At 66.8% G+C, this 11362-nt stretch carries 13 protein-coding genes; 10 read left to right on the top strand and 3 right to left on the bottom strand.

Annotated elements, in window-relative coordinates; translation table 11 throughout:
• Nucleotides 1-9 precede the first annotated feature (9 nt).
• The 6 genes from J0M27_RS09785 to J0M27_RS09760 all read left to right on the top strand — a co-directional run bounded on the left by J0M27_RS09785 (nt 10) and on the right by J0M27_RS09760 (nt 4639).
• Nucleotides 10-726, top strand: a complete 717-nt coding sequence (locus tag J0M27_RS09785; protein ID WP_294990572.1) for a TonB family protein — start codon at nt 10-12, stop codon at nt 724-726.
• A 154-nt stretch (nt 727-880) separates the two neighbouring features.
• Nucleotides 881-2344, top strand: a complete 1464-nt coding sequence (locus J0M27_RS09780) for a 2Fe-2S iron-sulfur cluster-binding protein (RefSeq protein WP_294990569.1) — start codon at nt 881-883, stop codon at nt 2342-2344.
• A gap of 18 nt (nt 2345-2362) precedes the next feature.
• Entirely contained in the window at nt 2363-2731 is a 369-nt protein-coding gene (locus J0M27_RS09775; protein ID WP_294990567.1) for a S24 family peptidase, read from the top strand.
• Nucleotides 2732-2743: 12 nt separating this feature from the next.
• Nucleotides 2744-2977 carry a hypothetical protein gene (locus J0M27_RS09770; RefSeq protein ID WP_294990564.1) on the top strand — a complete coding sequence of 78 codons (234 nt, stop codon included), beginning with the start codon at nt 2744-2746 and terminating at the stop codon, nt 2975-2977.
• A gap of 184 nt (nt 2978-3161) precedes the next feature.
• Entirely contained in the window at nt 3162-3611 is a 450-nt protein-coding gene (locus tag J0M27_RS09765) for a hypothetical protein (protein WP_294990561.1), read from the top strand.
• An 8-nt stretch (nt 3612-3619) separates the two neighbouring features.
• Nucleotides 3620-4639, top strand: coding sequence for an Sfum_1244 family protein (locus tag J0M27_RS09760; RefSeq protein ID WP_294990558.1), 1020 nt, complete (start codon nt 3620-3622; stop codon nt 4637-4639).
• 21 nt (nt 4640-4660) lie between these two features.
• Here J0M27_RS09760 and J0M27_RS09755 read toward each other — a convergent pair whose 3' ends face one another.
• Genes J0M27_RS09755 through J0M27_RS09745 form a run of 3 tightly spaced genes read right to left on the bottom strand, consistent with a single transcriptional unit; the run spans nt 4661 to nt 6410 of the window.
• On the bottom strand, nt 4661-5236 hold the full coding sequence (locus J0M27_RS09755; RefSeq protein ID WP_294990555.1) for a YceI family protein: 576 nt from the start codon (nt 5234-5236) through the stop codon (nt 4661-4663).
• Between the two features lie 26 nt (nt 5237-5262).
• Nucleotides 5263-5835: a YceI family protein gene (locus J0M27_RS09750; protein WP_294990552.1), complete on the bottom strand. Its 573-nt coding sequence runs from the start codon at nt 5833-5835 to the stop codon at nt 5263-5265.
• Complete coding sequence (locus J0M27_RS09745; RefSeq protein ID WP_294990549.1) at nt 5832-6410, bottom strand: cytochrome b; 579 nt, start codon at nt 6408-6410, stop codon at nt 5832-5834. The genes J0M27_RS09750 and J0M27_RS09745 overlap by 4 nt, the downstream gene beginning before the upstream one ends.
• A 269-nt stretch (nt 6411-6679) precedes the next feature.
• On the opposite strand from J0M27_RS09745, the gene hyi reads away from it, so the two are divergent.
• From hyi to glcE, 4 genes are read left to right on the top strand one after another with little or no spacing between them, the layout of a single operon-like run.
• Nucleotides 6680-7456 carry a hydroxypyruvate isomerase gene (gene hyi, locus J0M27_RS09740; RefSeq protein WP_294990546.1) on the top strand — a complete coding sequence of 259 codons (777 nt, stop codon included), beginning with the start codon at nt 6680-6682 and terminating at the stop codon, nt 7454-7456.
• A gap of 22 nt (nt 7457-7478) precedes the next feature.
• Entirely contained in the window at nt 7479-8771 is a 1293-nt protein-coding gene (locus J0M27_RS09735; RefSeq protein ID WP_294990543.1) for a glycerate kinase, read from the top strand.
• Entirely contained in the window at nt 8768-10270 is a 1503-nt protein-coding gene (locus J0M27_RS09730; protein WP_294990540.1) for an FAD-linked oxidase C-terminal domain-containing protein, read from the top strand. The genes J0M27_RS09735 and J0M27_RS09730 overlap by 4 nt, the downstream gene beginning before the upstream one ends.
• The gene (glcE, locus tag J0M27_RS09725; RefSeq protein ID WP_294990537.1) at nt 10270-11322 is read left to right on the top strand and encodes a glycolate oxidase subunit GlcE; all 1053 of its coding nucleotides are present in this window, start codon (nt 10270-10272) and stop codon (nt 11320-11322) included. The genes J0M27_RS09730 and glcE overlap by 1 nt, the downstream gene beginning before the upstream one ends.
• Nucleotides 11323-11362: the final 40 nt, after the last annotated feature.

Here is an 11362-nt window from a genome sequence, read left to right as displayed (position 1 = left end):
GGTTTCTCAATGGCGATCCACGCGCTGCTGCTGACGTCCTTCGGCGGGACCGGGATCGGTGCCCGCGGCGGAGGTGGCGGAAAGCGGCCGGCGGCGCTCGCGGCCAGCATCCGCCAACTGCCACCGCAGGCGCCGGAACCAGCCGTCGAATCCAGCCCAAGCGTGGCGGCGGTGCTTACCGCGCTGCCGCAACCGGAACCGCTGCCGCTGGTGGTGCCGAGTCCGATCGCCAAACCGACGCCCGCGCCCGCGCCAGCCACGCAGGAGGCGGCGGTGCAGAAGAAGGGGGCAACGCTCGAGGCGGAGGCGGATCCCGCCGCGACCGGCGTCAAGCTGCCGGGCGCGCCGGCGACCGAACGACTGCGGCCGGGCAGGGCCGGCATCGTCACCGGTTCCTGGTACTACGCGGCGCGTTACCTGCATCGCCGGCCAACGCCGTTGAAGCCGATCCGGCCCGACTTTCCGCCCCTTACCAACACCCTGTCGGGGCGCGTGCTGCTCCTGATGTTCATCAACCAGCAAGGCGGCGTCGATTCGCACCGGATTCTCGAATCGACGCCGCGCGGCACCTTCGACGAGGAGGTGCTGAAGTCCTTCGCCAACGAGCGCTACGCGCCGGGCCTGATTTCCGGCTTCCCCGTCAAGAGCCAGTTGCTGGTCGAGGTCGTGTTCGAACCGGGCAAGGCGCCGCGTACCGGGTTGCTGCTGGACGCACCGCAGCAGTAGCCGGAATCGCCGAAGCGTGAGCATGCCCCGCGAGGGGATACCGTCGGCCCCATTGGTGCGGACATACCCCACAAGGGGATACCGTCCGCCCCATTGGTGCGGACATAAAAATATTCAAATCGCGCCGGTCGCCGCCTTGGCTATGCTTGAGACCATGTCCCAATGGCTTACCCTGTCGCGCGCCGCGCATCTGCTTGGCATTTCACGCATTGCGCTGCAAAAGCGCATCCGCGACGGCGAACTGGCGTCCTTCGACGGCATGGTCGATGCCGAGGACCTGCAGCGCGCCTGGCCGCAGTTCGACCTCGACGACTCGGGCAGTTTCGAAAAGACCCGCGCCATCCGCGAGGATGCCTTTGCCCGCCGCTTGCGCGAGCGCGTGCTGCCGACCCAGGAAACACTGGCGCAACGCATCTTCGTGCAGGGGCAGGAACTTGCGGAGTTGCAACGCACCCTGACGCGCTACCACGCGCTGTTCGCGGCGCTGCGAGCGCGCCTCGAACAGCCGCAAGCGCCGAGCCCCGCGGAACTCGCGTCATTGCTCGACGACGGCCTGGCACAGGCCCTGTCGGTACCGCCGCCGGCGCAGGACGTCGGTGCGCTCGATGCTATGCTGCGCGTCATGTCGGCGCACGTCACGGTCAAGCCATCGGGTCGCGAGTTTTTCGTCGAGGGATCGGAGACGCTCCTGAAGGCGGCGCTGCGCGCGGGCCTCGCGCCCAACTACGGCTGCGGCAACGGCAATTGCGGACTGTGCAAGGCGCGCGTGGTGGCCGGCGAGACGCGCGACGTGGCGTCTTTCGACTACCGCTTTTCCGAAGCCGAAAAGGCGCAGAACCATGTCCTGATGTGCAGCTGCACGGCACTGAGCTCCGACCTGACGCTGGAAGTTCTGGAAGCCGGTGCGCCGGAAGACATCCCCGAGCAGCGCGTGGTCGCCAAGGTGCGCCGCATCGATGCGCTGACCGCCGACGTGATGCGGCTGCACCTGCAGACGCCGCGCAGCAACCGCCTGCGCTTCCTCGCCGGGCAGCGGGTGACCCTGGGCATTCGCGCCGGCATCCGCGACGGCAGCGATGTGCATGGCGAATTCTCCGTCGCGAGTTGCCCCTGCGACGACCGCAACCTGATTTTCCATGTTTCCCGCAATGACCGCCGTGCCGCCAGCGCCGACTTTTCGGCCTGCCTGTTCGACGGCCGCATCCGCCTCGCCGACGACGTTTCGGTGTGGGGACCGTGGGGCACTTTCGTCCTGGAGAACAGTTCGCCGCGGCCGCTGGTGTTCATCGCCCTCGACGACGGCTTCGCGCCGATCAACAGCCTGATCGAGCATGCCATCGCGGTGGATGCCGCCGAGTCGATCGCTCTCTACTGGGCGAGCGCGCAGGCCGGCGGCCAGTACCTGCCCAACCTGTGCCGCGCCTGGGCCGAAGCATTGGACGCATTCAGCTACCGGGCGCTGGTTGCCGATGAATTGCCGGCTGTCCTGGGCGCCAATACCGCGTTGGCCGGCAGCGACGTCTATCTGGCCGGCGCCGCGCAAAGCGCCGGGCCGATTGCCGATGCGCTGCTGGCCGCCGGCGTGCCGCCAGCGCAATTGCACGTCGAGCCGCTTTGATGCCATGAGCGATCCGACATGACCCAGGTGCGCCGCAGCATCCCGATAAAGGTCCAGGCCGTCGATGCCGAACTCGACGCCTGCTCGTCCGCAGAGCCCTTTGCGCTGATGGTGCTGGGAGACAGCATGGCGCCCGAGTTCCTCGAGGGCGAAGTGATCCTGATCGAACCGGAAGGGCTGGCTACCGACGGCTCCTTCGTGCTGGCGCAATTGAACGGTGAATGGATCTTCCGCCAATTGGTACGGCAGGCAAGCGGCTGGCGCCTGCAGGCCCTGAACCCCGCCTACCCGGTGGCGGATATTCCCGACCTCGGCGCGGTCAAAGGGGTGATCATCCAGAAATCGAAACCCGGCCGTCGCCGGGCCAGCAAACGCTACGTTGAGTGAAAGTATCCTTCCATGCCCTATTTCATCTATCGAGTCACACCGCTGGGACCCGTGCGCCAATTGGCGAAGATCAGCCAGTTCGATGCCTTCAAGGACGCATCGAACGAGGCCAAGCGCTTGCGCCGCGAGACCGACCTCGCTCCCGGCGAACTGGTCAAGACCATCTTCGCCGAGAACGAACTGCGCGCGGAAGAACTCCTCAACGAACCGCGCGGCGAGGACCCGATGACCGGAGAGGAGTACTAGCGCTTGTTGCAGTGCGAGACAACCGCCGATGATGAAACATGCAAAAGGCGAATTGAAGGCCCCCACGGCCATCCCAGCCCCAAGGCGGGGCTACTGGCTAACTCGCTTCGCTCGGTGATCGCCATGCGCGCCTGGTGGTGCGTTTCATGAAAACGCCCAAGGTCTCGATGACCCACCCTGCATCGTGGATGAGATCGCGTTTCGCAACCTGAAGGGCGATGTCAATCGCCTGCCCTGCGTGTTCGAGCGCGTCTTGCTGGCACGCCACGCGGTGTGCGAACTGGCGATCAGCCTGCAGATCGCCGAGCGCGAGAGCGTGGCCTGTACCCAGCCTGCGGCGCACCTGGCCTGCGGTCGGATGTCCGAGCTGCTGCGCCAGAAATCGACTTTTGCGCTTGGCCTCACGGCCACCCAGCGCATCCTGCCGCACGCGATGGTGATGAAGATCCAGTGCGGCGGGCTCGATGGCCTCAAGGCCCTGCTCGACGCGGATGCGATCGCGCCCAACGTGCGGCGCCTGGTGCGCCTGGCGCGCGAACAGTATGCCGACCTGGACGAATTGCCGTTCTCGGAAGTCGTCAAGGGTATCGCGGCCTGGAAGCCGCGCCGGCGCCGCCCGGGGGGTACGGAATGATCACCGGAATGGCCGAACTCGTCAGCGCGGTGCAGACCAATTGCGACATCGCCGACGCCCGCCATGCGCGCGATGTCAGCCTGTGCACCTACCTGCTCGGCATGCGCGAGTTCTATCGCTGGGAGCATGACCTGCCCCATGGCGTCGCGCCGGCGCGTGACGAGGTGGGACGCTGGATCGCCGAACGCGAGGCGCGCTGGGAAAGCCTGGCCGACGACGATTTCGTCCGCTTGCCGCTGGGCGGCAGCGACTACGATCCCTTCGATGCGCCGCGGGTCAATGCGGCCTTGGCGGGCAGCGGGCTGGTCTATGGCGCCGGCATCGGCCGCTTCCACAAGCCGCACTTCTTCCTCGGCCGGCTCGATCGCGACGAGCAGCGCGGAGCGGCGCGCCTCCTGGTCTGCGGTTGCGAATATGCGCGCGACGTGGCGGCGATACCGGCCGCCTCGCAGGGCGAAATGCTGATCGTCAGGCGCGAGGCGCTGCGCCAGTGGCTGTGGGAAAAGGCCGAGGGCTGGAACGTCAAGCAGCAGGACGGTGCCCTGAAGTCGGCGTTGCTGGCGTATGGTTTTGATGTCGATCCGCTGGCAGCGATCGAGCGCATGACCGAGGGTGAAATCGAGACCCTGGTGCTGCACGAGGAGGGCGAACTCGCGGCCGGCCGCATGCTGGGCGAATCGTGGCCGGAAATGCTGGCGCGGCTGCGCGGCAAGCGCGCCGAGATCTTCGCGCGTGGCGTGAAGGACAACCTGGCCGATTGCCTCGTCACGCTGCCGGCGCTGCTGCGGCGCGGCTCGGTCGATTCGCTGCACTTCTGGTTTTCGACCTTCGATGGATTGCGGCGCGATATGTTTCCGCGGCTCCATGCGGCCTACAGCTCAAGAGTCGGCGCCGGCGACACGGCGATCCTTGCGGCGGCGGCCGACGCGGGACAGGCCCATTTCGCAGCGCTTGGCCGGCGCCTGCTGACCATGGACGAAAGCGCCATCGAGGCGCTCTCCCACCAAACGGGCACGTTCGCGCTGTAGGTGCCGCGTGCCGTTCGGCGCTTATTCCTTGATGGCTTCGACCGCGATCGTCAGGCTGACTTCGTCGCTGACGTAAGGCACGTTCTTGCCCATGTTGAAGTCCGAGCGCTTGACCCTGGTGGTCGCGTTGGCGCCGATGGCATCCTTCTTCAGCATCGGGTGCGGCATGGAATGGAAGGACGTCACGGTCAGCGTCACCGGCCTGGTGACACCCTTGATGGTCAGGTTGCCATCGACCGCGACCGGCTTGCCGCCTTCGAACTTGACCTTGGTGGATTTGAAGGTGATGGTCGGAAACCTGGCGGTGTCGAAATAGTCCTCGGCCTGGATGTGCTGGTTGAATAGCGCATAGCCGGTATTGACCGACGTGGCGTCGATCGTCACATCCACCGAGCCGGTGTGGGCGCCGCGGTCGAGCACGATCTTGCCGCTGGTCCTGTCAAAACGCTGCTGCTGGTTCGAGTAGCCGAAGTGGTTGTATTCGAAGCGCGGATAAGTATGGGTCGGTTCGACGTTGAAGGTCTCGGGTGCGGCGAAGGCCGATGCCGAGAAGGCGCTGAGTAGGGCTGCGGCGGCGACGATGGCAAGTTTGTTCATGGGTCTGCTCCTGAGGGTGGGTTGGTTTATTTGGCGGCCGCTGCGCTGGCCACCAGTCGGAACTTGATCTGAATTTCGTTGGCGACGGTGCCGAAGTCGGCCCAGATACCGTCGCCGATTCCGTAGTCGGCGCGCTTGAGCACCAGACTGCCGTCGAAGGTCGCGTTGCTGCCCTGCTGGGTGACGGTGACCGGCGTGCTGAGGTCCTGGGTCTTGCCCTTGATGCTCATCTTGCCGGCGACCTCGTAGCGGTTGTTGCCCAGCGGCTTGACCGAGGTCGCGACAAAACGGGCGACCGGAAACGCCTTGGTGTCGAACCAGGCCTTGCCGGCCACCTCGTCGTTGGCATCCTTCGAGCCGGCATCGACGCTGGCCAGGTCGATCTCGAATTCCGCCCTGGCGGCGGTCGGCTTGGACGGATCGAAGGCAAGCCTGGCGCGGAAGCTCTTGAACTGGCCGTCGACCGGCACGTTCATCTGCTTGTACACGAAGGCGAGCGAGCTCTTGCCGTGCTGGTACTGGGTGAACTCCACGGCCTGGGCCGCCGGGGCGGTGATCAGGATCGCGGCGAGGGCAAGGCCGGGCAGGCGGAACTTCATTTGCGTTCTCCGTTCTTGGATCTGCCGAGGAAAGGCAGCATGCGCGCGAGGATCTCGTCGCGGTCGAGGAAATGGTGCTTGAGCGCGGCACCGGCATGCGTCGCGACCAGTCCCGCCAGGGTGAAGTTGAGCAACTTGTGCATCTGTTGCAGCAGGTCGCCGAGGTCGGTGTCCTTCTGCAACAGGTCGGGCAGCGGCAGAACGCCGAACCAGACGGTCGGGAAACCCTTGGCCGAACTCATCAGCCAGCCCGACAGCGGCACGGCGAACATCAGCAGGTAGAGCAGCACGTGGGTCGCTTCGGCGGCGCTGCGTTGCCAGCCGGGCATCCCGGCGGGCAACGCGGGGGGCCGGTGTGAAACACGCCATGTCAGGCGCAGCAGGGCGAACAGGAAGATAGTCACGCCGGCCCACTTGTGCCAGGAATAGAGCTTGAGCTTCTGCGGCGACAGCGGCAGTTCGTGCATGTAGAGGCCGAGCGCGAAGGTGCCGACGATCGCGATGCCGATCAGCCAGTGCAGGCCGATGGCGGTGTGGGTATAGCCGGTTTGCGAATGCGGGATTGCCGAATTCATGGGTGGCGTCAAGGACAATGGCAAGTCAGGGTCTGCACTTTACCCGGCCGGGAATGGGCGGCAAATAGGCAAGCCTTCAATAGACTGCTGCCGGATCGGCAACAATATGCCATGTTTCGACAGGAACCTTGGTGCCCATGGGGTAATCAGGGACACTTCGATCCGGTGCGGACTTGCGCGGATACCGTACCTGATGGTGAGTATCGGGGACATGTCCCACAAGGGGATACCGTCCCCGATGGCGGGCATCGGGGACATATAATCGGCGCATGCCCCGTTTTGCCGCGAACCTGTCATTCCTGTTCACGGAACGCCCGTTTTTCGAGCGTTTTGCGGCGGCGCGGGCGGCGGGCTTCGGCGCGGTCGAGTTTCATTTCCCCTACGAGTTCGACCGCGCCGCGCTGGCCGAGGTGGTGCTGACCTCGGGCGTCGAGGTGGTTCTGTTCAATCTGCCGGCCGGCGACTGGGCCGCCGGCGAGCGCGGCATCGCCTGCCATCCGCGACGCATTGCCGAGTTCCAGGACGGCGTCGGCATGGCCATTGACTATGCGCGCCTGCTGGGTTGCTCGCGCCTCAACTGCCTGGCCGGAATCCCTCCGCTGGAGGCGGGGTCGGCGAAGACGCGCGAAACCCTGGTGGAAAACCTGCGCTTCGCCGCCGCGGTGACCCGCCGCGCCGGCATCGAACTGCTGCTGGAGCCGCTCAACACGCGCGACACGCCGGGTTTCCTGGTCAACACCACGGACGCCGGCCTCGCCGTAATCGCCGACGTCGGCCACGAAAACCTGCGCCTCCAGTTCGACATCTACCATGCCCAGGTCATGGAGGGCGATTTGGCACGGCGGCTGCAGGAAAATCTGCCGCGCATCGGGCACGTGCAACTGGCCGACAATCCCGGGCGCCACGAACCGGGTACCGGCGAGATCAATTTTCCCTTCCTGCTCGACCATCTCGATCGCATCGGCTATGCCGGATGGGTCGGCTGCGAATACAGGCCCAGCGCCGCGACCGAAGGCAGCTTTGGCTGGATGGAGGCGCGGCGATGAGCGCCGTCCGCAGGGACTTCCGATGAGCTACCTGCACCAGCGCGCCCTGCTGCGCGACCTGTTCGATGCGGCCGTCGCCGCGGCCGATCCTGCACATTGCCTGCCGGCGTGGCTGCCGGAGCCGCCGCGCGGGCGCACCGTGGTGGTCGGCGCCGGCAAGGCGGCGGCGGCCATGGCGCGCGCTGTCGAAACCCATTGGCGCGGCGATGTCGAACAGCTCTCCGGCATCGTCGTCACGCGCTACGGACACGGCTTGCCGACGCAGCGCGTCGAGGTGGTCGAGGCCGCGCATCCCACGCCCGACGCGGCGGGGCAACAGGCGGCGCAGCGCCTGCTGCGCGCCGTGCAGGGCCTCGGCGCCAATGACCTGGTGCTGGTGCTGCTGTCCGGCGGCGGTTCGGCCCTGCTGGCGGCGCCGATGGACGGCATCATGCTCGACGACAAACGTGCGGTGACCAGAGCCTTGCTCGCCTGCGGCGCCAACATCGCCGAAATCAACTGCGTGCGCAAGCACCTCTCGGCAATCAAGGGCGGCCGCCTGGCGCTCGCCGCTGCGCCGGCGCGCGTCTTGACCCTGGCGATCTCGGACGTGCCCGGCGACGACATGTCCACCATCGCATCCGGGCCGACGGTGCCCGACCCGACCAGCTGCGCCGATGCACTGGAAATCGTCGATCGCTACCGCATCGAACTGCCCGCCGTGGCGCGCGCGGCGCTCGCCGCCGGACGTGCCGAGACACCCAAGCCGGGCGATCCCGGCTTCACGCGTTGTGACGCCCACATCGTCGCCACGGCGCAGGGTTCGCTCGCCGCGGCGGCCGAGCTGGCGCGACGCCAGGGCATCACGCCGCTGGTGCTGGGCGACGCCATCGAGGGTGAAGCGCGCGAAGTTGCGCGCGTTCTGGGTGGCATCGCGCGCTCCTGCGCGGAACACGGCCAGCCGCTGCGAGGCCCCTGTGTGCTGCTCTCCGGCGGCGAGACCACCGTCACCATGCGCGGCACGGGGCGTGGCGGGCGCAATGCGGAATTCCTGCTTGGGCTGGCGCTGGCACTCGACGGCCATGCCGGCATCCACGCCATCGCCGCCGACACCGACGGCATCGACGGCTCCGAGGAAAATGCCGGTGCCCTGCTGTTGCCCGACACGCCGGCGCGCGCCGCCGCGGCGGGAATTGATTTGCGGGCGCGCCTGGTCGACAATGACGCGTTCGGTGCATTCGCCGCGCTTGGCGACCTGGTCGTCACCGGACCGACGCGCACCAACGTGAATGACTTCAGGGCGATCCTGATCCAACCTGAACAAGGCCAGCCATGACCCAGCGAGAACACTCTGCCGATGTCGCCCAGGATTTTTCCGGAATCGATCGCGCCTCACTGCTCGCGGAACTCGCGCGCTGCCTGCCGGCCAGCGGACTGCTGTCCGCCGAGGAAGACCTGAAGCCCTATGAATGCGATGGCCTCTCGGCCTATCGACAGGTGCCGATCGCCGTCGCCCTGCCCGAAACCGAGGACCAGGTGGTTGCGGCGATCAAGGCCTGCCGCGCCGCCGGCGCCCCCATCGTCGCGCGCGGCGCCGGGACCGGTCTTTCGGCGGGCGCCTTGCCGCATCCGCAGGGCGTCGTGCTGTCGCTGGCCAAGATGCGGAAGATCCTCCACGTGGACCCGGTCGCCCGCGTCGCCGTGGTGCAGCCCGGCGTGCGCAACCTGGCCATCTCCGAAGCCGCCGCGCCGCTCGGCCTCTACTACGCGCCCGATCCGAGCTCGCAGATCGCCTGTTCCATTGGCGGCAACGTGGCCGAAAATTCCGGCGGCGTGCATTGCCTCAAGTACGGCCTGACGGTGCACAACGTGCTGCGGGTGCGCGCGGTGACGGTCGTCGGCGACATCGTCGAGTTCGGCAACCATGCGCTGGATGCTCCCGGCTATGACCTGCTGGCGCTGGCCATCGGTTCCGAAGGCATGCTCGCCGTGGTGACCGAAGTCACCGTCAAGCTGGTGCCCAAACCGGAACTCGCGCAGGTCATCATGGCCAGTTTCGACGACATCATGAAGGCCGGCGACGCAGTGGCCGCCGTGATCGCCGCCGGCATCATCCCGGCCGGCCTGGAAATGATGGACAAGCCGGCGACCGCCGCCGTCGAACCCTATGTCAAGGCCGGTTACGACCTCAACGCCGAGGCTATCCTGCTCTGCGAGTCCGATGGCACGGCGGAGGAGGTGGCGGAGGAAATCGGCCGCATGAAAGCCGTGCTGGAAACCAGCGGCGCGACAGAGCTTCGCGTATCCCAGTCGGAAGCCGAACGCCTGCGCTTCTGGGCCGGGCGCAAGGCGGCGTTTCCCGCCGCCGGGCGTATTTCGCCGGATTACTACTGCATGGATGGCACCATCCCGCGCAAGCGTCTGGGCGAAATGCTGACCGCGATCCATGCCATGGAAAAGAAGTATCGCCTGCGCTGCATCAACGTCTTCCATGCCGGCGACGGCAACCTGCATCCGTTGATCCTCTACGACGCCAACGTGCCCGGCGAACTGGAACGCACCGAAGCCTTCGGCGCCGAAATCCTCAAGCTTTCGGTCGACCTCGGCGGCACCATCACCGGCGAGCACGGCGTCGGCTACGAAAAGATCAACTCGATGTGCGACCAGTTCGGTTCCGACGAATTGCGCATGTTCCACGCGATCAAGCGCGCCTTCGATCCGGATGGGCTGTTGAACCCGGAGAAGGGCATTCCCACGCTGCACCGTTGCGCCGAGTTTGGCCGCATGCACGTGCATGGGGGCAACCTGAAGTTTCCGGAACTGGAGCGCCTGTGATGGGTGAAGTCATGCTCGAGGCCTTTCGCGCCCGCATCCTGGAGCGCAAACCATTGCGCCTGCGCGGTGGCGGCAGCAAGGATTTCTACGGTGGCCTGGTCAGCGGCGACTTGCTCGATACCGCGGGCCATGCCGGCATCGTCAGCTACGAGCCGACCGAGCTGGTGATCACCGCGCGTTGCGGTACGCCGCTGGCGGAACTGGAGTCGGCGCTGGCGACACGGCAACAATGCCTTGCCTGCGAGCCGCCACACTTCGGTGCCGCGACTGTCGGCGGCGCGGTGGCCGCCGGACTGGCCGGGCCGCGCCGGGCAGCGGTCGGCGGCATGCGTGACTTCGTCCTCGGCGTCAAGCTGATGGATGGCGAAGGGCGGGTGCACCGCTTTGGCGGCGAGGTGATGAAGAATGTCGCCGGTTTCGATGTCTCGCGCCTGATCGCGGGCAGCCTGGGTACGCTCGGCCTGGTCCTGGAGGTTTCACTCAAGGTGCTGCCGGTGCCGCCGGGTGACGCCAGCCTGCGTTTCGAGATGCCGCAGGACAAGGCACTGGAGGCGCTCAACCGCTGGGCCGGACAGCCTCTGCCGCTGGTGGCGAACTGCTGGCAGGATGGCGTGCTGACGCTGCGGCTCAGCGGGGCGCAGGCGGCGGTGTCGGCGGCTTGCGCCAGGCTCGGCGGCGAGGCGATTGATGGCGTTGAAGCGGTTGCCTTCTGGCAGGGGCTGCGCGAGCAGGACGCGGAGTATTTCGCCGGCGATGTCCCGCTGTGGCGGCTCTCGGTGCCGTCGGTGGCGCCTCCGCTCGACCTGCCCGGCACTACGCTGATCGAATGGGGCGGGGCGCAACGCTGGCTGCGCGGCGATGTCGATCCGTTGCGCATTCGCGAGCTTGCAACACGCGTGGGCGGGCATGCCACGCTGTTTCGCGGCGGTGACAAGGCGGCTGGCGTATTCGCGCCGCTCCAGCCCGCGCTGATGGAAGTGCACCGCCGCCTCAAGCAGAGCTTCGACCCTTACCGGGTGTTCAATCCCGGCCGCATGTACCCGGAACTATGATGCCCCCCACGCTCACATTCGTTCGCTGCCCCCCCAGGGG

The organism is Sulfuritalea sp. (genome assembly GCF_017302275.1).
Classification (GTDB): Bacteria; Pseudomonadota; Gammaproteobacteria; order Burkholderiales; family Rhodocyclaceae; genus Sulfuritalea.
Note: the sequence above shows the minus strand (reverse complement) of the source record. Positions and strands in the feature narration are given on the sequence as shown.